The following is a 26,285-nucleotide window of genomic DNA, read 5'->3' on the forward strand; positions in this document are numbered from 1 at the left end:
TTTCTCTCAGCGGTTGCGCAGGAAGGCGAGCGCCTGCCGATGCGGCACGCGGCTCAACGTGGGATGCGCGAAGTTCGTGACCTCACCGGCGCCCAGCACCAGCAGGCCGCCGGGCTTGAGCAATCCCGCCAGCGCGCCGAGCAGCTCGCGCCGACGATCCCGTGCAAAGTAAATCAATACATTTTGGCAAAAAATCAAATCCAGCCGCTTCAGCGGCGCGCGCGCCACGTCGAGCAGGTTGAACTGGGCGAACCCGACGCGCTTGCGCAGCGACTCGCGGATCTGGAACGAGTCGGCGTCGATTTCCTCTGCATAGCGTTCGCGGTAGTCCGGCGGAATCTCGCTGAACTTCGTGCGCGGATACAGTCCGGACCGGCCGACCGACAGCGCCGGCTGGCTCACGTCGGTCGCGGTCACGCCGAAGTACACGCGCGCGTCGTTGAGCGCGCTGATGTGGCGGTCGAGCACCATCGCGAGCGTGTACGCCTCCTCGCCGGTCGAGCAGCCCACGCTCCAGGCGTGCAGCGCGTCCTGGCTGCCGCTCTTGACGAGGCGCGGCAGCCATTCGTTGGCGATCAGGTCGAACGAGGGCTGGTGCCGGAAGAAGTGCGTCTCGTGGACCGTGAGCCGGTCGACCAGCGTGGTCCATTCGATCGCGCCTTCGGGCACCTTGTGCAGATCGCGGTAGTAGTCGTCGAAGCGTTCGTGGCCGGTCTCGCGCATGCGTCCGCGCACGGCGGTGACGAGGAAGGGCTTCCTCGCCGGCGGCACGACGACGCCCGTCCGCCGTTCGAGCATGTCCGCCCAGCGCGCGAACTCGGCGTCATCCATGCCCGGGAGGGCAGAGAGCGCCGACCAATTGCCTATCGCGAGGGCCATGCGCGCCGATTCACCTCATCCGTAGATCAAGCTGCCGACGTCAGGTCGGCAGCTTGAAGTCCGCCACCGAGCGTCGCAGGTCCGCAGCGAGCTGGGCCAGGTTGCCGATCGACTCGGCCGTCTGGCTCGCACCGAGCGAGGTCTGCGTCGTAATTTCCTGAATCACGTTCATCGTGGCCGAGATGTTCGTCGCCGCGGCGGACTGCTGACGCGCCGCCTCGGAGATGTTCTGAATGAGGTCGGCGAGGTCGTTCGAGACCTTTTCGATCTCGCCCAGCGCCAGGCCTGCGTCCTCGGCCAGTCGTGCACCGGCCACCACTTCCGCGGTCGTCTGCTCCATCGAGCTGACCGCTTCGTTCGTGTCCGACTGAATCGTCTGGACCAGCGTTTCGATTCGCTTCGTCGCGTTCGACGCGCGTTCTGCGAGTCGCTGCACTTCGTCGGCGACGACCGCGAAGCCGCGGCCCGCTTCACCCGCCGACGCTGCCTGGATGGCCGCGTTCAGCGCGAGGATGTTCGTCTGTTCCGCGATGTCGTTGATCAGTTCGACGATCGATCCGATTTCCTGCGACGACTCGCCGAGGCGCTTGATTCGCTTGGAGGTCTCCTGGATCTGGTCGCGGATCGAGTCCATGCCCTGAATCGTCTGGCGCACGATCGCCGCGCCCTTGGACGCGATTTGCACCGAGCGCTGTGCGACGTCCGCCGATTCGGCGGAGTTCTTCGACACTTCGTCGATCGACACCGCGATTTCATTGATCGCCGCCGAGGCCGAGGTGATCTGCTGCGCCTGATGTTCCGCCGCTTCGGCGAGGTGCATGGCGGTCGCCTGCGTTTCCTGCGCGGCGGCGGACACCTGCACGGCGGTTTCGTTGATCGTGGTGACGAGAGAACGCAGCGCTTCGACCGCGAAGTTGACCGAGTCGGCGATCGCGCCGGTGATGTCCTCGGTAACGGTCGCCTTGACGGTGAGGTCGCCTTCCGCGAGCGATCCCATTTCGTCGAGCAGCCGCAGAATGGCTTCCTGGTTGCGCTGGTTCAGTTCGGCGGTGACCGAATAGCGGCGGCGCTGGTCGCGTGCCTGGGCGATCAGCAGGACGACGAGCAGTGCGGCGGCGATCGCGGCGGCGGCGAGGCCCCACCAGACGTTCGGGAACCAGCGCGAGTTGGCGAGTTCGCCGACCTTGATCGCGACGTCGTTCGCGCGCAGCAGCAGCGTCTGCGATTCCGGGAAGATGTTGTCGGCGGCTTCCTTGACTTCCTGCAGGCTCGACGCGGAATCGAGGATCTTCTGCACCGGTTCGGCCATGCCGGTCCACTTTGCGTAGATGTCGGTCAGGATTTCGCGGCCGTTGGCGTTGTCGAGTGCCTTGATGTTGAAGTCGGGAGAACCGTTGATCAGGCCGTTGAGGACCGCGCCGTAGAGTCGCGCGTCGCGCGAGAAGCCGTCGGCGGCGGACTGGGCGCCCTGGCCGCCGAGCAGGATTTCCTGCACGCGGCGGATCATGCGGTCGGCAAGCAGCATCTGGCGCATCGAGATCTGCACCTGCTGCGTCGTGCCGCTGCGGTTGGTCAGGATGTTGACCACCTCGTCCATGCGCGAGTTGAGGATCGGGATCTGGCCGGAGAAGTCGGTCGCGGTCGCCGCGGAGCTGAGCACGAGCTCCTTGTTGCCGAGAATCTTCGTCGCGTTCGTGTTGAGCGAGGCCCAGGCGCGGCCGAGTTCCTGCAGCTGTTTCGCGACGATCTGCTCGTCGGCGTAGCCCGGCATGCCTTTGGAGTTGGTGTCGACCAGACCGACCGCATCCGCGCCGCTGTTGAGCGCCTGGATGTACTTGTCGATGTTGTTGCGCGTCGCCTCGAGTTCCTTGAAGGCGTCGATGTTGCCGCCCGCGGACTCCGATGCGTACTTCGCGATCGACTGCGACAACACCTGGATCTGCGTGGTCAGCGCGACGGCTTTGCGGTCGTCGTTGTTCTTCTTGTTGAGCAGGAAGAAGTCGACCGCGGCCACGGCGAGTGCCAGCAGCAGAAGAATGATCAGCCAAGTGTTCGTGCCTGACGCACGCTCCTTGACGGCCCCCGATGTTGTGCTCATGCCTTCACCTCAACAGCCAATGAGTTCGCCCCGCGTCGTGTGGCTGGACGCGCGCGGGATCACGCCGATGCTTGCAGGAATTCCGGAGTGCGGACCAACGCGGCCATGCTGAACAGCCCCCAGAACACATCCCCGAGCTGATAGCGCTCCGGAACGAAGCGGCCGTAGCGCGCATCCGATTCCTCTTCGGCCTCAGCCCGTTGTTCGTCGGAGAAATTGCGTTGCCCCAGCACTTCGTCGACGAGCAGGCCTACGCTGCCGCCGTGCTGGCGAATGATGAGTACGCGGCTCGAATCGACGAGCGTGCTGCGTTCGGCTTCGACGAAATTGCGCAGATCGACGATGGGCACGAGGTTGCCGCGTACGTTGGCGACGCCGAGCAGCCAGGGCCGCGTGCCCGGCACGACGGTCAGCTGCGGGAACGTCAGGATTTCGTTGACTTCGGCAATGCTCGAGACCAGGTAGCGCGTGCCGACGCGGAAACCGATGCCGCGCCAGAGCCCGGAAGCCTCGACTTCCTCGGGCATGCCTGCAATGTGCGCAAGACTGCGGCGCTCGTAGTCGGCGAGCACTTCGAACGGAGTCAGTTGCAGCGTGTCGGTCGTTGCAGACATGGAGGGGACGCTCAACTCGGCAACAGGGTTTGGATGCGGGCGAGCAGTTCCTTCTCGCTCACGGGCTTGGTCACGAAGTCCTTCGCCCCCTGGCGCAGGCCCCAGACGCGGTCCGTCTCCATCGACTTCGTCGTCACGATGAGGATCGGAATGTGCGCCGTCGCTTCGTCGCGGCTCAACGTGCGAGTCGCCTGGAAGCCGTTCATGCCCGGCATGATGACGTCCATGATGACGAGATCAGGCCGCTCGCGCTTCACCGCGACGATGCCGTCCTCGGCATTCCCCGCGCTGCTGACGCGATGACCCGCCTTCTCCAGCAGCGTCGTGAAGACGCGGATATCGGTCGGCGAGTCGTCGATTATCAAAATATGAGCCATCGCTTCCCCCTGTGAGCGCTATGGCGTTACCCCAAGCTACCGCAGTCGCATCACGCTTTGAGATCTACATGACGCCGGATGGCGCCGAGCAGCTCTTCTCGGGTAAACGGTTTGGTCAAATACTGTTCCGAGCCGACGATGCGGCCCCGGGCCTTGTCGAACAGACCGTCCTTGGACGACAGCATGATGACCGGCGTGCTCTTGAACATTTGATTGTTCTTGATGAGCGCGCAGGTCTGATATCCGTCGAGGCGCGGCATCATGATGTCGACAAAAATGATGTGCGGCTGGTGATCGGAGATCTTCGCCAGCGCCTCGAAGCCGTCGGTCGCGGTGACGACGTCGGCGCCTTCCTTCTTGAGCAGCGTCTCGGCCGTGCGACGAATGGTCTTCGAATCGTCGATGACCATCACTTTCATGCCGCTCAGACTGCCCGATTTCGTCGCGTCTTCCACGTACCCTCCAAGCCACCTGAGTCTGTGGCACGGGGGAATCCCCATGCACGAGTCTTGCCATTTCCACTGCGACGTCGCTTTGCCGCTTCGCCAGAACGCTGCACGGAGGCGTCGTGACGGGGCTTTGTCGCTGTTTAACCGCTAGTCAGCAAACCTGTCAAGTTAATCGCCTAAGTTGCTGCCGTCGCTTAGGAACCTCGTTCCGGCGACGCTCCCGGCGCGGTTTCGGAAGTCTAGCGCGATGCTAGTACAGATGGCACCTGCACGGGCATCATCGGCGCCTTCCCCTCCCGCCAGGAATCGCGTGCATGGCCCGCACTCTCGCCGTGCTGATGGATCCCATCGCCACGATCACGCCCAAAAAGGACTCGACCCTGGCCATGCTGGTCGAAGCGCAGCGCCGCGGCTGGCAACTGCGCTACTGCACCCAGGGCGACCTCGCGATCCGCGCCGGCGAAGCCTGGGCACGGCTTGCACCGCTGGCGGTCCGCGACGATCCCCATGACTGGTTCTCGCTCGAAGACGCGCAATGGCAGCCGCTGAGCTCGGTTCAGGTCGTGCTCGCGCGCAAGGATCCGCCGGTCGATCCGCAGTTCGTCTACGACACGATGGTGCTCGAACTCGCCGGCAACGCCGGCACGCTGATCGTGAACGACCCGCGCGGCCTGCGCGACATGAACGAAAAGCTTTATACCCAGTCGTTTGCCGACTGCTGCGCGCCGACGCTCGTCGCGCGCGATCGCGCCGAATTGCGTCGCTTCGTGGCGGAGCACGGCCAGGTCGTACTCAAGCCGCTCGACGGCATGGGCGGCCGCGGCATCTTCCGCTCGCATCACAACGATCCGAACCTGAATTCGATCCTCGAAACGCTGACCGTCAACGGCCGCGCGTTCGCGCTCGCACAGAAATACGTGCCCGAGATCGCCGCCGGCGACAAGCGCATCCTGCTGATCGACGGCGAACCCGTGCCCTACGCGCTCGCGCGCATCCCGCAGGGCGACGACTTCCGCGGCAACCTCGCGGCCGGCGGCCGCGGCGAGGGACGCCCGCTGAGCGAGCGCGACCGCTGGATCGCGGCCCGGGTCGGCCCGGAACTCAAGCGCCGGGGCATGATCTTCGTCGGCCTGGACGTCATCGGCGACTGGCTGACCGAGATCAATGTCACATCTCCGACCTGCATCCGCGAACTGGACGCCCAGTTCGGGCTTAACATCGCGGGCACCCTGTTCGACTGCATCGAAAGCAAACTCGCGTGAGCACGACCCGACCCGCGTCCGGCGCCGACCGCTTCGGCGTGACCCTGCTGTTCTCGCTGATCGCACACGCCGTGGTCATTCTCGGCATTACCTTCACGTATGCGACACCGGCCTCGCACCTGCCGGCGCTCGACGTGATCCTGATCCAGGCGACGAACAAGGAAAAACCGGAGAAGGCCGACTTTCTCGCCCAGAGCAACAACTCGGGCGGCGGGGATCGCGACGAGTCGCGGCGTCCGGCCGATCCACTGTCGAGCCCGCTGCCCAAACCGACACCCGGCGTCGCGCCGCGGCCGCTCGAAGCCGGCGCGCCGCGACCGACGCCGGACGCTCCGGCCGAAGTACTGACCCAGAAAAAAGCGGACTTCGCCGTGACGACCGCGCGCGAGACGCCCGAATCGCCGTCCCTGCCCAAGCCGCCGGCGCAGGAACTCGTCGAGAAGAACGCCGAGATGGCGCAACTGTCGCAGGAATACCAGCGCCAGCGAGAACTCTACGCGAAGCGCCCGAAGAAGAAGTTCCTGTCGGCCAATACCAAGGAATATGCGTACGCGTCGTATCTGGCCGGCTGGGCCGCGCGCATCGAACGCATCGGCAACCTGAACTATCCCGACGAGGCGCGCCGCCAGCAGCTCCACGGCGACGTGCTGCTGACCGTCACGCTGAACAAGGACGGCACGGTCAAGCGGATGGACGTGATCCAGGGCTCGGGCCACAAGCTGCTCGACGATGCGGTGCAGCGCATCGTGCAGCTCGCCGCGCCGTTCCCGCCGATCCCGAAAACCGGCGAGGACATCGACGAGCTGTACATCACGCGCACATGGCAGTTCCTGCCCGGGGATGTGCTGCGCAACCGGTAACATCGCCGGCGCGAAGTGTCGGCGCAATGCGCGCCATGAATGTCGTCGCAATGCGACACGTGGGCTGGCGCGGTGCGCTCCGCTTCTTGCGCCTACGGTTCCTCCTGTGGAATCCCGCTACAATCCGCGCCCATGAGCTCCTTCGCCACGCTGTCCAACCAGCTGCTCATCGCGATGCCGGCGATGCGCGATCCGAATTTTGCCCGCGGCGTCACCTTCGTCTGCCAGCACAACGAAGACGGCGCGATGGGACTGCTCGTCAACCGCCTCTCGGAATACCGCCTCGGCGACGTGCTCGCCCAGATGAATCTTTCCTCGGAGATCGGCGAGGTCAACGACGCGCCGGTGCTGATCGGCGGACCGGTGCAGCCCGAACGCGGTTTCGTGCTGCATGCACCCGGCGGCGGCTGGGAATCGTCGTTCCGCATCTCCGACCGCATTTCGGTGACGACCTCGCGCGACATCCTCATTGCGATGGCCGCCGGCGAAGGTCCCGAGCATGCCGTCGTCGCGCTCGGCTACGCCGGCTGGAGTCCGGGCCAGCTCGAACAGGAACTGCTCGACAATGCCTGGCTCACGGTCTCGGTACGCGAGCAATTGCTGTTCGAAACACCGCTGAGCGAACGTTGGGATGCGGCCGCCGCACTGCTCGGCGTCAGCAGCATGGCGCAGCTGACCGACTACGCCGGCCATGCGTGACGCGCGCCGCGGCGCGCCGGCCCTGACTGCATGAACGTGATGGGTTTCGACTACGGCAGCCGGCTGATCGGCGTCGCGCTCGGCAACCGGCTGACCGGCACCGCGCGACCGCTCGGCGTCGTCGCGAACGGCGGCAACGGTCCGGACTGGGAACGCATCGAGCACTGGATCCGCGAATGGCGGCCCGAGGCGCTCGTCGTCGGCCTGCCGCTGACGCTCGACGGCGCGGAACAGCCCGCGAGCCGCGGCGCACGCGCGTTCGCCGCGGCGCTGGCCAAACGCTGCGACCTGCCGCTGCACCTCGTCGACGAACGCCGCAGCTCGATCGAGGCCGCACGGCGCTTCGCGCAGCGGCGCGCGGCGGGCATCGCCAAGAAGAAGCATGCGGCCGACATCGACGCAGTGGCCGCCGAAGTGATTACCGAAACCTGGCTCGCCGATCCCTCATGACGTCTTCCGAACTGCCCGAAACGCCGCGCCGCCTGCGCCATCTGATCAGTCTCGACACGCTGTCCGCGGCACAGATCACGCGGCTGCTCGATCGTGCCGACGTGCTGCGCGAACAATGGCTGCGCGACCGGCGCAAGCTCGACCTGCTGCAGGGCCGCGCCGTCGTCAACCTGTTCTTCGAAAATTCCACGCGCACGCGCACCTCATTCGACCTCGCGGCCAAGCGCCTCGGCGCCGACGTCATCAACTTCGACATCGCGAGTTCGTCGACGAGCAAGGGCGAAAGCCTCGTCGACACGCTGCATACGCTCGAAGCCATGCACTGCGACGCGTTCGTCGTGCGGCACAAGGAAAACGGCACGGCCGAATTCCTCGCGCGCCACGTGCGCGGCGACGCGAGCGTGGTCAACGCCGGCGACGGCAGCAATGCGCATCCGACGCAGGGGCTGCTCGACGCCTACACGATCCGCCGCCACCGTCCGGACTTCAGCGCGCTGCGCGTGCTGATCTGCGGCGACATCCTGCATTCGCGCGTTGCGCGCTCCGATCTCCACGCGCTGCGCGCGCTCGGCGTCGGCACGCTGCGCGTCTGCGCACCGGCGAACCTGCTGCCGTCGGAAGCCGAGCTGCCGGGCTGCGAACTCGTCGAGGATTTCGACGCGGCGCTGGCCGGCGTCGACGTCGTCATCATGCTGCGCCTGCAGAAGGAGCGCATGGAGCAGGCGCACGTGCCGTCCGAGCAGGCCTACTACGCCCGCTACGGCCTCGACGCGCGGCGCCTGCGCCTGGCCCGTCCGGACTGCCTCGTCATGCACCCGGGTCCGATCAACCGCGAAGTCGAAATCGCGTCCGCGGTCGCCGACGGCGCGCAATCGTGCATTCTGGAACAAGTCAGCAACGGCGTGTTCGTGCGCATGGCCGTGCTGGCGGAACTGCTGGACGCCTGAGTTCGGAGTTTGTTCCGGCACGCGTTTCGGTGATAGTTGTGCAAGCGGACATTCGTGCCCGCACCGTGTGTCAACCCTGGGGAACCCTCATGTACGCCTACGCTCGCCGCGTCGTTCCGCTTGCCCTGCTGCTGGCGCTTGCCGCCTGCGGCAAGAAACCCGATGCCGATTCGCCGCTGGCCTTCGTGCCCGCCGACACGCCGTTCGTGTTCGCGAATCTCGAACCCACGCCGCAGCCGGTACTCGACGAGTGGTCGGCGATGACGCGCGAAGTCTGGCCGCTGTCGCTCGGCATGTATCAGCGCATGCTCGACAAGGTCGAGAAAACGGATGCCGACGCCGGCGGCGCGGGTTCTGCCGCGACCAAGGCCGCACGCGCCGTCCTCGACGAGGTGTCGGCCCACGTCAAGGCCGGCACGACCGAACAGCTCGGCATCAAGGGCTCCACGCACATCGCGCTCTACGGCGTCGGCGCGCTGCCGGTAGCGCGGCTGCAACTGGCCGATCCGGACGCGCTGCGCGCCGCGATCGCCCGCATCGAGACCAAGGCCGGCGCGCAGCTGCCGAAAGCGAAACTCGGCGATCTCGAACACTGGGCGCTGACCGCCGAAGACATGCAGGTGCTGATCGCGATCTCCGGCAAGCACCTCGTCATGACGCTGGCGCCGGCCAAGGCGAGCGAAGACCTGCGCAAGCAGCTGCTCGGCCTGACGCGTCCGGCCAAGGCGTTCGACGTCGAGAACCTCACGACGCTGAACAAGCGCTACGGCTACACGCCGTATGCGTCGGGCTATGTCGATGTGGTCCGGCTCGTCGATTTCCTCAGCGACGAAACCAACCCGATCCGGCGCGAGCTCGTGGGCTCGACCTACGGCGAAGGGCTGCCGGCGGCGGACGCGGCCTGCAAGGCCGAGACGCGCGCGATCGCGGCGAAGTTCCCGCGCTTCGTGCTGGGCTATACGGAACTCGCGCCCAAGCGCATGACGATCCACGCGCAGCTCGAAATCGAGCCGGCGCTCGCCGCGGAATTCGCCGCAAGCCTCGGCGGCGCGCCGGGAACGGGCACGAAGAGCGAAGGCCTCGTCGATTTCGCGCTGGCCCTGCCGGTGCTGAAGCAGAAGACGTTCTGGCTCAAGCAGGCCAAGGCCGTCGTCGAAAAACCCTATGCCTGCGCCGACCTCGCCTCGCTCAACGAGAGCTTCGCGAAGATGAAGCAGAGCCTCGACACGACGATCCCGCCGCCGGCCAGCGACCTGTCCGGCCTGCGCGTGACCCTGAACAAGCTCGACTTTGCCTCCGGCGTGGACAAGCCCGACATCGCCGGCAAGCTGGTCGTCGCGCTCAACAATCCGGCGGGCGCCGTTGCGATGGCGCAGCTCGCGCTGCCCACGCTCAAGGATCTGAAACTTGCGCCGGACGGCAAGCCGGTCGCGCTGCCGGCCGGTATCGCGCCGGCGAGCGTACCGCCGCTGTTTCTCGCGATGAACGACCGCGCGCTCGCGATATCGGCCGGTGCCGGCGAAGAAGCGACGCTCGGCGCCTACCTGGCGGCACCCGCGGCGGCCGAGCCGGTCGTCCTGCGCATGCATTTCACGGGCGCGATGTACGGCCGTCTCGGCGGCGTGTTCGACGTGATGGGACCGCTGATTCCCGAAGAACAGCGCGCCGACATGGATACGCAGAAGCAGCTGTTCAAGGTATACGAGCAGCGCATCGACAGCGCCGAGGTCACGGTCACGGCGAAGAACGACGGCGTGGCGATGCTGGAAACGATCGTTACGCGCTGAAGACGCGCCTGCACGGGCAATCAACGCCGTAGGTTGGGCTTCGCTTCGCTCAGCCTACGGTCGCCTGCCGGTCGATCCGCGATTTCCGGGAGATGTTCCGGCTCCACGCGACGCCGGGAGGCCGCGGTCGCTCGCGCCGATCAGCCCGCGGCTTCCCAGCGGAACTCCATCTCCTCGCGCGCGCGCCGAGCGCATGACGCAGCGCCGACATCAGCGATGCTTCGGCACCGCGCTCGGCGAGGTAGTCGAGCGTGTCGAGATCGACGTAGTAGTCGCGGTCGGTGCTCGATTCCTCTTCGAGCACGTCGATCAGGAAATCGAGATCGGCGCGCTCGATCCGAGCGAGTTCGCGGCCGTCCTGTTTGTCGAGCAGTCGGATCGCAACCATCCCGGCCTCAGCTTTCCATGAGCTCGACACCGTCGAGACCCTGACTCAGCGTGTGCGCGTCGCCGCCCTGGGCGAGCTTGATACGCAGGCGCACTTCGTTCGCCGAGTCGGCGTGGCGCAGCGCGTCTTCGTAGCTGATCTCGCCGGCCTGATACAGCTCGAACAGGCTCTGGTCGAACGTGCGCATGCCGAGGTTCGTCGATTCCTTCATCACGTCCTTGAGCTTGTGGACCTCGCCCTTGCGGATGTAGTCCTGCACGAGCGGCGTGCCGAGCATGATTTCCATCGCGACGCGGCGTGCCTTGCCGTCCGGTGTCGGAATCAGCTGCTGCGCGACGATGCCCTTGAGGTTCAGCGACAGGTCCATGAACAGCTGTTCGCGGCGGTCTTCGCCGAAGAAGTGGATGATGCGGTCGAGCGCCTGGTTCGCGTTGTTCGCGTGCAGCGTGCACAGGCAAAGGTGACCGGTTTCGGAGAAGTTGATCGCGTGCTCCATCGTCTCGCGCGTGCGGACTTCGCCGATGAGAATCACGTCGGGTGCCTGGCGCAGCGTGTTCTTCAGCGCGTTTTCCCAGGTGTCGGTGTCGATGCCGAGTTCGCGCTGCGTGATGATGCAGCCCTCGTGCTTGTGCACGTATTCGATCGGGTCTTCGATCGTGATGATGTGGCCGGTCGAGTTCTGGTTGCGATAGCCGACCATCGCCGCGAGCGAGGTCGACTTACCGGTGCCGGTCGCGCCGACGAAGATGATGATGCCGCGCTTGGTCATCGCGAGCGTCTTGATGACCGCCGGCAGGGCGAGTTCGTCGACCGTCGGGATCTTCGTCTCGATGCGGCGCAGGACCATGCCGACGCAGTTGCGCTGATAGAAGCACGACACGCGGAAGCGGCCGACGCCGGTCACGCTGATCGCGAACTGGCATTCGTGCGTCTTTTCGAACTCCTCGCGCTGCGACGGCGTCATCACGTTGAGCACCATGTCGCGCGACTGCTGCGGCGTCAGCGGGTTCTGCGTGATGGGACTGATGCGTCCGTGCACTTTCATTGAAGGCGGTACGCCGGCCGTGATGAACAGGTCGGATGCCTTCTTGTGCACCATCAGCTTCAGAAACGAGGTGAAATCTACGCTGCTCATTGCCTGCTCCAAGAGCACCGGAGGAGCGAGTCGCGGGCGATCGCGATGCGATGCGCCCGGCTGCCGCGCCGGCGCGTTACGGGGACGCCTTCAAGCGCCGCGGACGGCGCGAACGCCGGCCGCGATGGATCACTTGAAGATTTCCTTGTTCTTCGCATAACTGGACGCCTGCGGTCGCGTAACCAGTCCGCGTTTGACGAGATCGAGCAGGCACTGGTCGAGCGTCTGCATGCCGTATTGTGCGCCGGTCTGGATCGACGAATACATCTGCGCGACCTTGTCCTCGCGGATCAGGTTTCTGATCGCCGGAATGCCGACCATGATCTCGTGCGCCGCGATTCGACCGCCGCCGACTTTCTTCAGCAGCGACTGCGAGATCACCGCGCGCAGCGATTCGGACAGCATCGAGCGCACCATCGGCTTTTCGCCGGCCGGGAACACGTCGATGATGCGGTCGACCGTCTTGGCCGCCGACGAGGTATGCAGCGTCGCGAACACGAGATGGCCGGTTTCCGCGGCGGTCAGCGCGAGACGGATGGTCTCGAGGTCGCGCAACTCGCCGACGAGGATGTAGTCGGGGTCTTCGCGCAGCGCCGAGCGCAGCGCTTCGTTGAAGCCGTGCGTGTCGCGATGCACCTCGCGCTGGTTGATCAGGCACTTCTGCGAGGTGTGCACGAATTCGATCGGATCTTCGACCGACAGGATGTGCGCGTATTCGTTCTTGTTGACGTGGTCGACCATCGCCGCGAGCGTCGTCGACTTGCCCGAACCGGTCGGACCGGTCACGAGGATCAGGCCCTGCGGCTGGGAGATCAGTTCCTTGAAGATCTTCGGGCAGCCGAGGTCTTCGAGCGTGAGCACTTCCGAGGGAATCGTACGGAAGACCGCGCCGGCGCCGCGGTTCTGGTTGAACGCGTTCACGCGGAAGCGTGCGAGGCCCGGAATCTCGAACGAGAAGTCGACCTCGAGGAATTCTTCGTAGTCGCGCCGCTGCTTGTCCGACATGATGTCGTAGATCAGCGAGTGGATCTGCTTGTGATCGAGCGCCGGAATGTTGATGCGGCGCACGTCGCCGTCGACGCGGATCATCGGCGGCAGGCCCGCGGACAGGTGCAGGTCCGAAGCTTTATTCTTGACTGAGAACGCCAGAAGCTCGGCAATATCCATGCGCAATCCCCCAAGTCAATCGTCGCCGTTGTCCGGCGTGGTCTCGGCCGAGTATAGCTCGGCAATTTTCCGCTGGCGTGCGTGGTTGAGATGAGTTCTTCGGAAACTGCCTTTACTGAGATCTGTGCCCGGATCGCGCATGCTGCGGCGCAGCAAAACCATGATGCAGCCCTGCTCGCGGTCAGCAAGACCAAGCCGGCCGCGGCAGTCCGCGCGCTCGCTGCGCTGGGCCAGCGCCGCTTCGGCGAGAACTACGTGCAGGAAGCGCTGGCCAAGCAGCGCGAGCTGGCCGATCTCGCGCTCGAATGGCATCTGATCGGTCCGCTGCAGTCGAACAAATGCCGCGAGGTCGCCGAGCACTTCGACTGGCTGCAGACGCTGGATCGCGCCAAGCTCGTCGCGCCGCTGGCCCGCTTCCGCCCGCCGCATCGCGCGCCGCTGCAGGTGCTGATCCAGGTCAACGTCGACGACGAAGCGTCGAAGTCGGGCTGCGCTCCCGAGGCGGTCACCGGCCTCGCTGCTGCGGTCGCCGCGGAGCCGGCGCTGCAGCTGCGCGGGCTCATGGCGATTCCCGCGCCTCATGCGGACCTGGCGCTGCGCCGCGCCGCGTTTGCGCGCATGCGGGAACTGTTTCACGCATTGCGGCGTGGGCACGCCGGCATCGACACCTTGTCGATGGGCATGAGCGAGGACTTCGAACTCGCGATCGCCGAAGGCGCGACGCTGGTACGCATCGGCTCGGCACTGTTCGGCGCGCGACCGTAGGCTGGGGTGAGCCGCCGGCGAACCCCAGCCTGCACCGCCCTGTTTCGCGCACGCCGCAACCCGTCAGGCGTCTTCGACTCGCACCTCTCGCACCGCGCCCGCTATGCTCGCGCCCTCCTGATTGCGACGAACGCATCCCATGCCCGACACCCCGACCATTCCGCAGCCGCGCATCGCCTTCGTCGGCGGCGGCAACATGGCGCGCAGCCTGATCGGCGGGCTCGTGCGCCAGGGCGCCGCGCCCGGAAACATCGCGGTCGCCGAACCGAATGCCGAACTGCGCGACGCGCTCGCGCGCGACTTCGGGGTCGCCGTCCACGCCGACGGCAGCGCGGCCGCCGCCGGTGCCGACGTCGTCGTGCTCGCGGTCAAGCCGCAGGTCATGCGGTCGGTCTGCGAAGCGCTCACGCCGGTCGTGCAGGAACGCGGCGCACTGCTGCTGTCGATCGCGGCCGGCATTCGCATGGATCAGCTCGACGCGTGGTGCGGCGGCGGCACGGCGATCGTACGCAGCATGCCGAACACGCCGGCACTGATCGGCGCCGGTGCCAGCGGCCTCTGCGCGAACGGGCGCGCGACTCCGGCGCAGCGCGAGGCCGCGCAGACCATCCTCGGCGCCGCGGGTGCGGTGGTCTGGATCGAGGCCGAGGACCAGATGGACATCGTAACCGCGCTGTCGGGCTCGGGTCCGGCGTATTTCTTCCTGCTGGCCGAAGCGCTCGAAGACGCCGCGGTAGCGCAGGGCCTGCCGCGCGACGCCGCGCGGCTGCTCGCGGCGCAGACCGCGCTCGGCGCCGGACGCATGCTGCGCGAGGACGGCGAGACCGCCGCGGTGCTGCGCCGGCGCGTGACCTCGCCGGGCGGCACGACGCAGGCCGCGCTCGACCGCTTCGCCGCTCACGGTCTGCGCGACGTCGTCGCCGACGCCGTCGCGGCGGCCACGCGGCGCGGCCGCGAACTCGCTGCCGGATCGGGAGGCTGAGCCATGGGCTTCTTCCGCGATGCGGGCCTGATGCTCGTGCAGATCTTCTTCAGCATGGTGATGCTGGTGTTCGCACTGCGCCTGCTGCTGCCGCTGACACGCGTGCGGTTCAACAACCCGCTGTGTCAATTCATATACAAAGTCACGAATCCCGTCGTCGGCCCGCTGAGCCAGCTCGTGCCGCCGGTGCGGCAGGTGAGCCTCGCGACGGTGCTCGTGCTATGGCTGATCGCGCTGCTGCAGACCGCGCTCATGTTCCTGCTCGTCGGCTATCCCCTGCGCATCGGGGAATTGCTGCTGACCGGCACGGCCGTGACGATCTACTTCCTGCTCGGCATCGCGTTCTGGGGCATCCTGTTCAGTGCGATCGCGAGCTTCTTTTCGCCGGACCGGCGCAATCCCGCGGTCGAAGTGCTGTTCGGCCTGACTGAACCGTTGCTGCGACCGTTCCGCAAATGGCCGCCGCGACTGGAACATTTCGATCTGTCGCCGCTGTATGCATCGATCGTGCTGCGGCTGACCATGCTCGCGCTCACGCATCTGCTCGGCGCGCTGCGCGTGTTCCTGCCGCCGCTGTGACGCGGCGGGCGATGTAAGATCGTGCCGATCGACCTGCCGGAGACACCGATGAAACTCGCCTACAAGATCGGGCTGCTCGCCGGAGCGGCGATTCTCATGCTGCTGTTGCCCGCGCGCGGACGCACCGAGCAGATGCAGCGCTTCGACGGTCATCTCGTGCACTACAACGCGCTGTCGACCGACCTGCTGCCGGCGCAGGCGGCCGCACAGTACAAGCTCACGCGATCGAGCAAGCAGGGCCTGCTCAATATCGCGGTGCAGAAGGCCGGCGAGCCGCCGGTTCCGGTTGCCGCCGAAATTCGCGGAACCGTCGCGAATCTCGCCGGACAGCGCAGCGACCTCGCCATGCGCGAGATCCGCGAAACCGACGCGATCTACTACATCGCCGAATTTCCCGTGCGCGGCAGCGACACGCTGAGCTTCGATCTGCGCATCACGCCGGCCGGCGGCGCGCGGCCGTACACGCTGAAGTTCAGCAAGAACTATGTCACCGAGTGACGCGGGCACACGCCTGCTGCTGATCCGCCACGCGCAGGCGAGCTTCGGCACCGACGACTACGACCGCCTGTCCGAGCGCGGGCTGCGCCAGGCGGAACTGCTCGCGCGCTGGCTCGCCGCACAGCCGGAACTCGAATTCGCCCACGTCGTCAGCGGCACGCAGCGCCGTCATCGCGAAACGCTGCAGGCGCTCGAACTCGCGGCGCATGCCGTCGACCGGCCCTTGCCGACGGCCGTCGCCGACGCCGACTGGAACGAGTTCGATCACGAGAGCCTGCTGCGCGGCTATGCCGCACAGGCAACGAACGACCCGGACCTGATCGCGCTGCGCGGCGGTCTCGATCCCGCGCGCATCCAGGCGCTGATCAGCCGCGCGTTCCACGCCTGGGACGCCGGCGCGCTCGACGGCTTCATGCCCGAAACGCTGCAGGCGTTCCGCGACCGCGTGCGCCGTGCGCGCGACCGCGCCGAAGCGCACGCAGGCGCGGGCACGGCGCTCGTCGTCAGTTCGGGCGGCGTCATCTCGCGTTGCGCGCAGGCGCTGCTCGCACTCGACGAAGCCGAGACGATCCGGCACAACCTGAGTCTCGCCAATTCCGGCATCGTCGAGTTCGCGCGCGAGAACGGCGCGTGGCAGCTGCGCCGCTGGAGCCATCTGCCGCATCTGGACAGCGACGCGCACCGCGAGCTGCACAGCTTCGTCTGAGGGCGGCCGCCGATGAGATCGCGCCGCACACTGACGCTCGCCGCGCTCGCGTTGCTGGCAGCCGCGCCCGCGATCGCGTGGGCGACGTTCAAGCCCGTCAGGATCCTGGCGCCGGCGCTGAACGGCGTGACCTGCGCTGACCGCGTCTGCGTCGAGAACCCGGCCGAGTTCGACGTTGCACTAAGACTCCAGCGCGACGCGATGACGGCGGTGGGACGCAAACTCGTGCCGTTGAAGCAGCCGCCGCTCACCGTGTTCTGCGCGACCCGCGCCTGCTATCAATCCTTCGGCGGCGGCATGGAGCGCGGCGCCACGCTGTTCGACTGGGGCGTGATCCTGCCGCCCGAGTCGTGGGTCGCCCATATCGTGGAGCACGAATACGTCCACATGCTGCAGGCGCAGCAGCTCGGACTCCTCGGGCGGCAGCGGACCCCGGCATGGTTCAAGGAAGGCATGCCTTTCCTCGTCAGCGAGCCGCCGGATGAGGACCTGCCGGACTACGCGCGTCCGCTCGTCGCGCAGTATCGGGCCTGGGAACAGCGGGTCGGGCGGGACAACGTCTGGGAAGCCGCCGCCGGGCTCTGACCGCCTGCGGGCACTGATTGAACGGCGCGATATCCGACGCAGCGTCTTGCATGCGCGTCCGGCCAAACTCGGCATCCGGAAAGCGCGCGACAGGCATCCGACGGATCGCATCGGCGCGAGAGCATGATGCCGCGTATGAGCACGCACGAATCTCCGCCTTGTCTGCGCTGCTAGACTGGGCGCTTCGATCGCCGCCAAGGTTTCGCATGCTCCGCCAACTTCTTGCCGTATCGCTTGCTCTCGCCGGTTCCTGCGCCTTCGCAGAGGGAAGGCTTCCCGCCGAGCTGCCGCCCGCCGAGGAGTCTGCGGCGCTCGCAGCGGCGGCATCGACCGGCGCAACGATCTACCGCCACGATCAGGCCGCATCCGTGGCCACGGATGCTGCGCGTGCGGTCCGCAAATTCAAGAAAGACAAACGTGTAAAAGGCTGGGTCACCGAGCAGCGCGGCGATGCCATCGTCGTAACCTTCATCGACAGCACTCCCGCCGCGCTTTATCGCGTTCCGGTAACGCAAGGCGTTGCCGGAGAGGTCGAGATAGCGGAAGCTCCCGCGCCGCTGTCTGCCTTTGAATCGGGCGCGGCTTCTGCGCGGTCGTCCGCGCTGGCGTCGACGTTCCAGCCATGCGCCACGACCTACAATCCCGTCGTCCTGCCCGGCTCGAACGCATCGGAAGACTGGATCGTCTACCTGCTGCCCGGAACGACGAAAAACACGCTCGTTCCGCTCGGTGGAACATATCGCTTCTCGATCAAGGACAATCAGGTCGCCTCGCAGCGCGGCTTCACGCGCACCTGCGTTGCGCTGGAGACCGGCCCGAACGTCGAAGCGCTGATGGTCACCCACCTGCTCGATCCGGTGCCCACCGAGGTCCACGTGTTCTGGAGCCTCTGGGCCAGGAAGCCGATCTACATCTCCACGCCGCCGGGCGGCACGCTCTGGTCGATCGACGGGGACAAGATCCGGTTGGTCGAGCGCAAGGCCGCCACGAGCTGACGCTCCGAGCCGCTGCGCTCGAACGAAGTCAGATCGCGCCCCACGTGCGATCATGCATTGCGGTCGACGCGGCCGCGCGAGCAGGACATCCGGACGCATGCAACGCATCGACGTCCCGCCGATATCCCGGAGCGCTTCTGAGCCGATCGACTGGAGCAATGCCATGCATCAAGCGCCGCACCCCGGATTCGACGTCGATACGCTCGCTGGCTATCTCGAGACGAAGGTTCCGGGTTTTCGCGGGCCGCTGACCGCGACGAAGTTCAAGGGCGGCCAGTCGAATCCGACCTATCGCATCGATGCGGAATCCGGCTGCTACGTGCTGCGGCGCAAGCCGCCGGGACGGCTGCTGGCTTCGGCGCATGCGGTCGACCGCGAGTACCGCGTGCTCGCGGCGCTGCGGGGCAGCGCCGTGCCGGTCGCGACACCGCTGCACCTGTGCGAAGACGACAGCATCATCGGCAGCACGTTCTATCTGATGAGCTTCGTACCAGGCCGCGTGCAGTGGGACCCGTCGCTGCCCGACCTCGCGCCGTCCGCGCGCGAGACGATCTATGGCAATGCCGTCGATACCCTGGTCGCTCTCGCGCGGCTTGACGTGAACGCCGTCGGCCTCGGCGGCTACGGCAAGCCCGGCGATTATTTCGCGCGGCAGATTTCGCGCTGGAGCCAGCAGTACCGCGCAAGCGAAACCGAAACGATCGCGGCGATGGATGAACTCATCGCCGCGCTGCCCGCAGCCGCGCCGGCCGACGACGGCCGCGTCGCGCTGGTCCATGGCGATTTCCGGCTCGACAACCTCATGTGGTCCGACTCGCAGCAGTTGCTTGCCGTCGTCGACTGGGAACTGTCCACATTGGGACATCCGCTCGCCGACCTCGGCTATTTCTGCATGGCGCTGCGCCTGCCGCGCAATCCCGTGCTGCCGGGCCTGGCCGGCCTCGATCGCGCATCGCTGGGCATCCCTGACGAAACGTCGCTGCTCGCACGCTTCGGCGATGCGACCGGACTCGACCCGGGCAGACACTGGCCGTTCCACCTCGCCTTCCACTTCTTCCGGCTCGGCGCGATCGCGCAAGGCGTCATGAAACGCGCCCTGCAGGGCAACGCGTCGAACGAGCAGGCACTCGCCGCCGGACGCATGGCGGGGACGATCGCGCGGATGGGCGTGGAGGCGCTGGAAAGCAGGACCGCTTGAATTGCCGGCCGGCGAGATTCGAGATACGCCACATTTCTATATTGGCAACGATTTCGGAAGCACTCGGACACGGGCGCAATCGATATCGGGCAGTGAACAGCCGCGTGCCCCGTGCGCGGCGCGAGCGCGTCGGTGCAGCGCGAATGCGTGACCGTGGTGTCGTCGAGGGCGATGCGTTGCGCCGCGCGCGTCCGACGTTGCATCACGAATTCGGCGCGTCACGGCGCGATCCTTCCGGGCAACGGCGTGCCGACATCGACGCGGCCTGTGCTTCAGCGCGGCAACCGGCCTTCCTCGGCCAGCGCCAGCACGCGCCGGCGTTCCGGTTCGCTGAAATCCTCGAGCAGCCGCGCGAGGCGCAGTTCACGCTGCGCCGGTGCGAGTCCGCGATCGGCGAACAGCTGCTCGCGCGCCTGCGCATAGGCGCGCAGCCGCAGTTGCCAGCTCGCCTCCTGCTGATCGAGTTCGGCCAGTCTCACCGCGGCATCTTCGCCCCAACGCTGCCGGCGCTGCTCGGCGCGGCGCTGCGCCGACGCCGCATCGGCGTCGAAGCCGGCGCTGTCGCTGACGGCCTGCTGGAACGCGGTGCTGTCGTCGCGGCTCGCGCGCTGCGCGGGATCGAGCTGTGCATCGATCTCGGCCAGACGCCGCTCGCGCGTAGCGGCATCGAGCGATGCGTCGCGTGCGGCCTCGAGTCGCGCGAGCGTCTGTGCGGCGTAGGCCTCCTCGTCGCCGAACCAGGCGCGCGCGAGTTCGGCACCGAGTTCGCGCACGCGCAATTCCTGCAGGCGCTGCAAATCGGCGCGCAAGTCGTTGCTGCGCGGCAGTGCCGCTGCCGCACGCTGCAGTTCGACATAACGGTCGAACAGCGCGAGCGCTTCGGCGCGCGCCGCCGCGTCGAGCTGCGGCTGCTGCTGCAGCCATGCGGCGAAATCGTCGCGGATGCGTTCGGGGCTGCGTTCGCCGAGCCGCGTCAGGAAATAGTCGAACACGCGGCGCAGGCCGCGATCGCGCACGACGCGTCCCTGCGCGTCGACACGCACCGTGCCGTCGACCGCGGTGCCGCGCAGCGAATCCTCACGCGCGGCCGTCGCCGTCTGCGGCGTGCGCTGAGCGGCGGTGCTCGCGACCGGGTCGCGCGTAGCCACCTCGGCAGCGCGCGTCGGTATCGCGGCGGCGGCAACCGTGGCCGGCGGCTCGTCGCGGCGCCACGCGAACGCCGCCAGCAGCAGCGCGGTCAGCGCCGCTGCCGCGACGACGGCGCGGATTTTCACAGCCCGGCCGACTTCAGCCGGTTCGCCTGCGCGCGCAGCACGCTGACCGGATCCGACGTGAACAGGCCGCGCAGCGCGAGCACCTGATTCACTTCGTCGAGATGATTCCAGCCGTAATCGTCGCGCAGCACGACGCCGAGGTGATTCGAGCAGCGCCCGACGAGACCGTCGTTGGCCTCGAAGCCGTAGAACAGCGCGCCGGCACCGAGCAGCGCATCGGACGCATCGAAGATGTTCGTCAACACCGACGTGCCGCCGATCGAGTAGTAGCGCACGCCGTTGACGACGGCCGCACCCTGGCCGCAGCTCGTCGTCGGCACGCCCTGCGGATGCAGCGCATTGAATGCGTTCGAACCCGCGGTGTTCAGCGAAGCGAGCGCGCCGAGCGCGTACTGCGGATCGCTGTTGCCGGACAGGAATGCGAGGAAACTGCCGAGCGCGTCGACGAAGCCGGCGACGAGCGGACGCAGCGGCGAACCCGGCGGCAGTGCGGCATTCAGGCCGTCGGCCACTTTGCTACCTTTGTGCGGCGAGCCGACCGACGTGATCGACGCGACGAGATCGGGCCGAACGGAGGCGACGTAGCGGATCGTCGGTCCGCCATGACTGTGGCCGATCAGGTTGAACTTCGCGTGGCCGTAGAGCGCGCGCAGATGATCGAGATCGCGGATCAGCTGCTCGCCGCGCGCCGTGCTGGAATTCGCGGCCGACACGCTGCCGACGTAGACCTTCGCGCCGCCGGCGCGCAGTTCCGACGGAACGCCGTACCAGTAGTCGTAGACGCCGAGCAGGCTGTCGAAACCGAGCAGGCCGTGCACGAGCACAATGGGATGACGCGTCTGGGTATACCCGGACTGGGCCGCGGCGGGCGCGGCAACGCAAAGGCACAACAGGACGCCGAGCAGGCGTCCGAAGACGTGGCGCATCATACTTCCCTCTCCCAAGGGAAGCCTCGGACCGACCGGTATTGCCGGCGTTTCGTCCCGAATCCACTGCTCCTGCCGCGCGGATGATTTCCGTCTTCGGCGAGCCGCCCCCGCGGCCACTTCTGTCAACCGACGCCCGGCCCCGAAACCCGAGGCCCTCCCAGCATGACGAACGATGGTTGGATGGAATGCCGGCGCGGATGCGCCGGCGGGGCGACTCTAGCACCGGTCAAACGCAAATTTCAAACGGTCGTTTTATAAACGCAAACGTAGGGCGCAATAACCAAAGGGCATTGCGCCGAGTCCGTCTCGCGGCTCGCCGCTGGGTCGTCGGCGAAAGACGCGGTGCATGCGTCTTTTGCTTTTTTGCTTTTTGCTTTTACGCGTGTGCCGGGAAGACGCGCAATGCGCGGGGGGAGATGGCGCAATGCGCTTTGGTTATTGCGCCGTACGCAGAGGATCTCGCGTCGGGGAGATAGCGCAATGCGCTTTGGTTATTGCGCCGTACGCCAAGGGTCTCGCGTCGTGGAGATGGCGCAATGCCCTTCGGTTATTGCGCCGTACGCAAAGGGTCTCGCGTCGGGGAGATGGCGCAATGCGCTTTGGTTATTGCGCCGTACGCAAAGGGTCCCGCGTCGGGGAGATGGCGCAATGCACTTTGGTTATTGCGCCGTACGGGCCCATGCAGCGATGCGCGCATGAATCGCATCGAGTCCGTCGAACAGCGCCGCGGGACCGGGCTGCAGGATGATCGGCGACTTGATCTCGTGGAGTTCGTTGTCGCGCACGGCGGGAACGGCGTCCCAGCCGGGGCGCGCGGCGACGTGTTCGGGGCGGAAGCGCTTGCCGCACCACGAGCCGAGGATGATGTCCGGCGCGCGGCGCGCGACTTCGGTCGGATCGGCGAGGATGCGGTCGCGCGCGAGTGATTTTTCCGTGAGTTCGGGGAACACGTCGTCGCCGCCGGCGATGCGGATCAGTTCGCCGACCCAGCGGATGCCGGTGATCAGCGGGTCGTCCCATTCCTCGAAATAGACGCGCGGGCGCCGCGGCAGCGCCGCCGCGGCCGCGGAGACCGCGGCGATGTGTTCTTCGGCGCGGCGCGCGAGCGCTTCGCCGGCATCGGCGCGGCCGACCATGCCGGCGAGCCGGCGGATGTAGCCGAGAATGCCCTCGACCGAGCGGTGGTTGCTGATCCAGACCTCGACGCCGGCCTTGATCAGGTCGCGCGCGATGTCGGCCTGGATGTCCGAAAAGCCGATGACGAGATCGGGTTCGAGCTTGAGGATCTCGCCGATCTTCGCGCTCGTGAACGCGGAGACCTTCGGCTTCTCCTTGCGCGCGCGCGGCGGGCGCACGGTGAAGCCCGAGATGCCGACGATGCGGTCTTCCTCGCCGATCGCATAGAGGACTTCGGTCGGCTCTTCGGTCAGGCAGACGATGCGTGCGGGATACACGGCGATGACGTCACGGATACAGCTGCTGGACGCGCCACGTGCCTTCGATGCGCTCGTAGCAGAGGCGTTCGTGCAGGCGGTGTTTCGCGCCGTACCAGAACTCCACGAGGTCGGGCTTCACGAGATAGCCGCCCCAGTGCGGCGGACGCGGCACGTCGCGGCCGGCGAACTCGGCTTCGTAGTGCGCGATGCGCGCCTCGAAATCGGCGCGCGCGGCCAGCGTCTGCGACTGCAGCGACGCCCAGGCACCGATCTGGCTGCCGCGCGGGCGCGTCGCGAAATAGGCGTCCGAATCGGCCGCCGACAATTCCTCGACGGCGCCTTCGACGCGCACCTGCACGCCTTCGCGCAGGTGCTTCCAATGGATGCACAGCGCGACGAGCGCGTTCGTCGCCAGCTGCTGGCCCTTGGCGCTGGTGTAGTTGGTGAAAAAGCGCAGGCCGTCGGGTCCCGTGCCCTTGAGCAGCACGATCCGCGAGTGCGGCCGGCCGCGTTCGTCGACCGTGCTGAGGTTCATGGCGGTGGGCTCGGGATCGCCGCCGGCGGCCGCTTCGGCCAGCAGGGCGTCGAGTTCGGCAAGCGCTTCGGGACTGAACGTCACGGCGAACATTCCTGCGGGGGAAAAAACGATGCTAGCACGCGCGTCAGGAGATCGCGCCCGCGCTCTGCACGACGCGTGCGAACTGCGCGAAGTCGAGCGGCTTCGTCAGGTAGTGGTCGGCCCCCGCGGCCAGCGCCGCGGCGCGGGCCGACTCGGTCGCATTTGCCGAAACCGTAACTATGCGACCTTTGTATCCTTGTGAACGAAGCTGGTAGACCGCGGCATTGCCGGAAATTCCGGGCAGTTCGACGTCGACGAGCACGAGATCGGGCATCTCCGCGGCGACCGCGGCGAGCGCGGCCGCGACGTTCGAGGCGACGCGCGTGCGCATGCCGAGATCGCCGAGCAGCACGTCGAGCAGCGCCGCGACGTCGGGGTCGTCGTCGACGATCAGCGCACCGAGACTGCGACGATTCGCCGCCGGTGCGGCCTGCGGCATGCCGGCGCCCGCGAGCGCCGGCAGTGCGACGCGGAAGGTGCTGCCCTGCCCCAGCTCGGATTCGAGGTCGATCGAACCCGACATGCGTTCGACGAGCCGCTTGACGATCGACAGGCCCAGGCCCGCGCCGCGCGAGCCGTGCTGCGCGCCGCGGTTGAACGGCTTGAACACCTTCGCACGCGAACCCGCGTCGATGCCGAGCCCGGTGTCGCGCACTTCGAGCACGAGCCGCGTGCCGTCCCAGGCCAGGTGCGCGCGCACGTAGCCGGCCGGCGTGTAGCGCAGCGCGTTCGACAGCAGATTGATCGCGACCTGGCGCAGCTTGACCGCGTCGAACAGCGCCTCTGCCGGCGGCGCAGCGCCGGCGTCGACGACGAGCGCGAGTCCCTTTTCCGCGGCCAGCGGCCGGAACATCGCATCGAGGTCGGCGACGAGCGCGGCGAGATCGAGCGCGCCCGGATCGAGCAGGCTCTCGCCGGCTTCGCCGCGGCCGTATTCGAGCAGGTTCTCGGCGAGCGCGAAGAGATAGCTCGCATTGCGCCGCAGCGCGAGCAGCGCCTGGTCGCGCGCGCTCGCGCCGTCGCGCTCCAGCAGGTGCAGATAACCGAAGATCGAGGTCAGCGGCGTGCGGAATTCATGGCTCAGCGTCGCGAACAGCGCGTTCTTCAGCGCGTTGGCTTCCTCCAGCCGCGCGCGCTGCTGTTCGAGTTCGCTCTTGATCTGGCGCAGCCGCGCGAGCGTGCGCGATTTCTCGATGCCGGCGAGCGCGGCGTCGTTGCCGAGCTGCTGGTGCGCCTGGGTGCGTCCGTGCTCGTCGCCGGCGTCGAGCAGCAGCAGGTGGAACGTATCGCCGTCGGGCACGAGGTGCACGTGCGCGTGGCGGCCGCCGGCGAGTTCGACGAACGGCAGATCCTGCGGCTGGTCGTGCGGCAGGCCGAGAAACAGATCCTGCAGCTGCTGCACGAGCGCCTGCGGCGCCTCCGCATCGAGGCCGTGATGCCCGGTGTCGCCGTGAAGATCGACGAGCTGCCAGTTCGCATCGAAGGTCAGCAGCAGCGGCCGCGCGCGCGCGCGCAGCAGATGATTGAGATAGGTCTCGACGGCGTCGGGCAGCAGCGTCATGGCGCGAGCATCCGGGCCAGTTCGTCGAAGCCCGCTTCGACGCCATCGCCGCTGAGCGCGCTGGTTTCGAACACGGTGATGCTGCGACGGATTTCCTCGAGTACGGCCGGCGCGACTTCCCAGCGGTCGACGAGATCGAGCTTGTTGACGAACAGCACGCAGGCGGGTTCGTTGATGACGTCACGCGCCTGCATGGCAAGGTTCAATGCTGCGCGCAGGCTCGCCTCGCGCGTGCCGTCGGCGACGAGAATGAGTCCGCTCGCGCCGCGCAGATAGTTCTTGTTGACGCTGTCGAGCGCGGCCTTGCCGGCGATGTCCCAGATCACGAGTTTTAGATCGACGCCGCCGGGCAACGCGACGACGCGGCTGTCGACCTTGACGCCGACGGTCGTCAGATATTTCTCGGAAAACGTGTTGCGCACGTAACGTGCGACGAGGCTGGTCTTGCCGACACCGAAGTCGCCGAGCATGCAGACCTTGCGTGCGATATCGCTCATTCCCCCTCCGCCGGCGCGGCATCGAGCCCCAGGCTCGCGGCACGCGCGTCGATCATAGGCCGATTCGCCGCATCGCCGTCATCGGTCCGCAGCAGGGCGGCGGCGATGCCGGCGTCGCGCAGCTGATCGCAGAGCCATCGCGCGCGGCGTTCGCGCAGACCGCGGTTCGTCGTCGCGGTCCCCGGCTCGTCGTTGTGGCCGCGGCACGTCAATGTCAGACGGCGCTGCAGCTGCGGCGCGAGCACCGCGAGTCGCTGCACCGCGGCGACGAGCGGCTGCAGTTCCTGCACGTCGCGCACATCGAGTTCGCGCACGAAATGCACGCGCATGTCGGGCACGGCGGCCGCGAGCCGGCGCCATTCCGCCTGCAGCGCGGCGTCCGGATCGGCATTCGCGCGCAGCAGCGAGGTGTCCAGCGCGACGAGTCCGACGACGCGTGCGGCGTGCGTTTTCGCGGATGCGATCCAGCTCGCGTCCGCGCTGCCCTGGAGGCTCGCGACGCCGTCGTGGACGCTGGCCTGCACGCCGGACGGCAGGTCGAGTTCGCGC

Annotated in this window: 29 protein-coding genes; 14 read left to right on the plus strand and 15 right to left on the minus strand. The window is 67.1% G+C overall.

Features of this window, described 5'->3' with window-relative positions; all coding sequences use genetic code 11:
* Positions 1-6 precede the first annotated feature (6 nt).
* Genes VLF18_RS08855 through pilG form a run of 5 tightly spaced genes read right to left on the minus strand, consistent with a single transcriptional unit; the run spans position 7 to position 4,387 of the window.
* A complete protein-coding gene (locus tag VLF18_RS08855; RefSeq protein ID WP_325279267.1) occupies positions 7-879 on the minus strand; it encodes a protein-glutamate O-methyltransferase CheR in 873 nt (290 codons plus the stop codon).
* Positions 880-919: 40 nt separating this feature from the next.
* Positions 920-2,977 carry a methyl-accepting chemotaxis protein gene (locus VLF18_RS08860; protein ID WP_325279268.1) on the minus strand — a complete coding sequence of 686 codons (2,058 nt, stop codon included), beginning with the start codon at positions 2,975-2,977 and terminating at the stop codon, positions 920-922.
* A gap of 59 nt (positions 2,978-3,036) precedes the next feature.
* The gene (locus VLF18_RS08865) at positions 3,037-3,591 is read right to left on the minus strand and encodes a chemotaxis protein CheW (protein ID WP_325279269.1); all 555 of its coding nucleotides are present in this window, start codon (positions 3,589-3,591) and stop codon (positions 3,037-3,039) included.
* Positions 3,592-3,602: 11 nt separating this feature from the next.
* Positions 3,603-3,968: a response regulator gene (locus tag VLF18_RS08870; RefSeq protein ID WP_255914298.1), complete on the minus strand. Its 366-nt coding sequence runs from the start codon at positions 3,966-3,968 to the stop codon at positions 3,603-3,605.
* 50 nt (positions 3,969-4,018) lie between these two features.
* Positions 4,019-4,387 (minus strand): twitching motility response regulator PilG, encoded by a 369-nt coding sequence (pilG, locus tag VLF18_RS08875; RefSeq protein ID WP_263543771.1) that lies wholly within the window; start codon positions 4,385-4,387, stop codon positions 4,019-4,021.
* 344 nt (positions 4,388-4,731) lie between these two features.
* Here pilG and gshB point away from each other — a divergent pair, with 344 nt between their 5' ends.
* The 6 genes from gshB (at position 4,732) to VLF18_RS08905 (ending at position 10,422) form a co-directional block, all read left to right on the plus strand.
* Entirely contained in the window at positions 4,732-5,679 is a 948-nt protein-coding gene (gene gshB, locus VLF18_RS08880; protein WP_325279270.1) for a glutathione synthase, read from the plus strand.
* Positions 5,676-6,539, plus strand: a complete 864-nt coding sequence (locus VLF18_RS08885) for an energy transducer TonB (RefSeq protein WP_325279271.1) — start codon at positions 5,676-5,678, stop codon at positions 6,537-6,539. Before gshB ends, VLF18_RS08885 begins: the two co-directional genes overlap by 4 nt.
* A gap of 132 nt (positions 6,540-6,671) precedes the next feature.
* Positions 6,672-7,238 (plus strand): YqgE/AlgH family protein, encoded by a 567-nt coding sequence (locus VLF18_RS08890; RefSeq protein ID WP_325279272.1) that lies wholly within the window; start codon positions 6,672-6,674, stop codon positions 7,236-7,238.
* Positions 7,239-7,268: 30 nt separating this feature from the next.
* A complete protein-coding gene (ruvX, locus tag VLF18_RS08895) occupies positions 7,269-7,688 on the plus strand; it encodes a Holliday junction resolvase RuvX (protein WP_325279273.1) in 420 nt (139 codons plus the stop codon).
* Entirely contained in the window at positions 7,685-8,635 is a 951-nt protein-coding gene (locus VLF18_RS08900; RefSeq protein WP_325279274.1) for an aspartate carbamoyltransferase catalytic subunit, read from the plus strand. Before ruvX ends, VLF18_RS08900 begins: the two co-directional genes overlap by 4 nt.
* Positions 8,636-8,724: 89 nt before the next feature.
* Positions 8,725-10,422 (plus strand): hypothetical protein, encoded by a 1,698-nt coding sequence (locus VLF18_RS08905; RefSeq protein WP_325279275.1) that lies wholly within the window; start codon positions 8,725-8,727, stop codon positions 10,420-10,422.
* 49 nt (positions 10,423-10,471) lie between these two features.
* Here VLF18_RS08905 and VLF18_RS08910 read toward each other — a convergent pair whose 3' ends face one another.
* From VLF18_RS08910 to VLF18_RS08920, 3 genes are all read right to left on the minus strand, one after another.
* Entirely contained in the window at positions 10,472-10,810 is a 339-nt protein-coding gene (locus VLF18_RS08910) for a hypothetical protein (RefSeq protein ID WP_325279276.1), read from the minus strand.
* 7 nt (positions 10,811-10,817) lie between these two features.
* Positions 10,818-11,945 (minus strand): PilT/PilU family type 4a pilus ATPase, encoded by a 1,128-nt coding sequence (locus VLF18_RS08915; RefSeq protein ID WP_325279277.1) that lies wholly within the window; start codon positions 11,943-11,945, stop codon positions 10,818-10,820.
* A gap of 129 nt (positions 11,946-12,074) precedes the next feature.
* Positions 12,075-13,112, minus strand: coding sequence for a type IV pilus twitching motility protein PilT (locus VLF18_RS08920; RefSeq protein WP_325279278.1), 1,038 nt, complete (start codon positions 13,110-13,112; stop codon positions 12,075-12,077).
* Between the two features lie 90 nt (positions 13,113-13,202).
* On the opposite strand from VLF18_RS08920, the gene VLF18_RS08925 reads away from it, so the two are divergent.
* From VLF18_RS08925 to VLF18_RS08960, 8 genes are all read left to right on the plus strand, one after another.
* A complete protein-coding gene (locus tag VLF18_RS08925; protein WP_325279279.1) occupies positions 13,203-13,877 on the plus strand; it encodes a YggS family pyridoxal phosphate-dependent enzyme in 675 nt (224 codons plus the stop codon).
* A gap of 139 nt (positions 13,878-14,016) precedes the next feature.
* Positions 14,017-14,859 carry a pyrroline-5-carboxylate reductase gene (proC, locus tag VLF18_RS08930; RefSeq protein ID WP_325279280.1) on the plus strand — a complete coding sequence of 281 codons (843 nt, stop codon included), beginning with the start codon at positions 14,017-14,019 and terminating at the stop codon, positions 14,857-14,859.
* Between the two features lie 3 nt (positions 14,860-14,862).
* Positions 14,863-15,438 (plus strand): YggT family protein, encoded by a 576-nt coding sequence (locus VLF18_RS08935; protein WP_325279281.1) that lies wholly within the window; start codon positions 14,863-14,865, stop codon positions 15,436-15,438.
* A 48-nt stretch (positions 15,439-15,486) separates the two neighbouring features.
* On the plus strand, positions 15,487-15,936 hold the full coding sequence (locus VLF18_RS08940) for a DUF4426 domain-containing protein (RefSeq protein WP_325279282.1): 450 nt from the start codon (positions 15,487-15,489) through the stop codon (positions 15,934-15,936).
* Complete coding sequence (locus tag VLF18_RS08945; protein ID WP_325279283.1) at positions 15,923-16,642, plus strand: histidine phosphatase family protein; 720 nt, start codon at positions 15,923-15,925, stop codon at positions 16,640-16,642. The genes VLF18_RS08940 and VLF18_RS08945 overlap by 14 nt, the downstream gene beginning before the upstream one ends.
* 51 nt (positions 16,643-16,693) lie before the next feature.
* Positions 16,694-17,227, plus strand: coding sequence for a hypothetical protein (locus VLF18_RS08950; RefSeq protein WP_325279284.1), 534 nt, complete (start codon positions 16,694-16,696; stop codon positions 17,225-17,227).
* 206 nt (positions 17,228-17,433) lie between these two features.
* On the plus strand, positions 17,434-18,222 hold the full coding sequence (locus tag VLF18_RS08955) for a hypothetical protein (protein ID WP_325279285.1): 789 nt from the start codon (positions 17,434-17,436) through the stop codon (positions 18,220-18,222).
* A gap of 163 nt (positions 18,223-18,385) precedes the next feature.
* Positions 18,386-19,420 (plus strand): phosphotransferase family protein, encoded by a 1,035-nt coding sequence (locus tag VLF18_RS08960; protein ID WP_325279286.1) that lies wholly within the window; start codon positions 18,386-18,388, stop codon positions 19,418-19,420.
* A 272-nt stretch (positions 19,421-19,692) separates the two neighbouring features.
* Here VLF18_RS08960 and VLF18_RS08965 read toward each other — a convergent pair whose 3' ends face one another.
* The 7 genes from VLF18_RS08965 to VLF18_RS08995 all read right to left on the minus strand — a co-directional run.
* Positions 19,693-20,694, minus strand: a complete 1,002-nt coding sequence (locus VLF18_RS08965) for a lipase secretion chaperone (RefSeq protein ID WP_325279287.1) — start codon at positions 20,692-20,694, stop codon at positions 19,693-19,695.
* Positions 20,691-21,623: a triacylglycerol lipase gene (locus tag VLF18_RS08970; RefSeq protein WP_325279288.1), complete on the minus strand. Its 933-nt coding sequence runs from the start codon at positions 21,621-21,623 to the stop codon at positions 20,691-20,693. Before VLF18_RS08970 ends, VLF18_RS08965 begins: the two co-directional genes overlap by 4 nt.
* Positions 21,624-22,282: 659 nt before the next feature.
* Positions 22,283-23,077, minus strand: a complete 795-nt coding sequence (locus VLF18_RS08975) for an ABC transporter substrate-binding protein (protein WP_325279289.1) — start codon at positions 23,075-23,077, stop codon at positions 22,283-22,285.
* A gap of 10 nt (positions 23,078-23,087) precedes the next feature.
* On the minus strand, positions 23,088-23,687 hold the full coding sequence (gene pdxH, locus VLF18_RS08980) for a pyridoxamine 5'-phosphate oxidase (protein ID WP_414717203.1): 600 nt from the start codon (positions 23,685-23,687) through the stop codon (positions 23,088-23,090).
* A 34-nt stretch (positions 23,688-23,721) separates the two neighbouring features.
* Complete coding sequence (locus VLF18_RS08985; protein WP_325279291.1) at positions 23,722-25,239, minus strand: hybrid sensor histidine kinase/response regulator; 1,518 nt, start codon at positions 25,237-25,239, stop codon at positions 23,722-23,724.
* Positions 25,236-25,736 (minus strand): Rab family GTPase, encoded by a 501-nt coding sequence (locus VLF18_RS08990; protein WP_325279292.1) that lies wholly within the window; start codon positions 25,734-25,736, stop codon positions 25,236-25,238. The genes VLF18_RS08985 and VLF18_RS08990 overlap by 4 nt, the downstream gene beginning before the upstream one ends.
* On the minus strand, positions 25,733-26,285 hold a 553-nt coding region (locus VLF18_RS08995; RefSeq protein ID WP_325279293.1), incomplete at its 5' end, for a hypothetical protein. The genes VLF18_RS08990 and VLF18_RS08995, both read right to left, overlap by 4 nt.

The organism is Tahibacter sp. (assembly GCF_035481375.1).
Lineage (GTDB): Bacteria > Pseudomonadota > Gammaproteobacteria > Xanthomonadales > Rhodanobacteraceae > Tahibacter.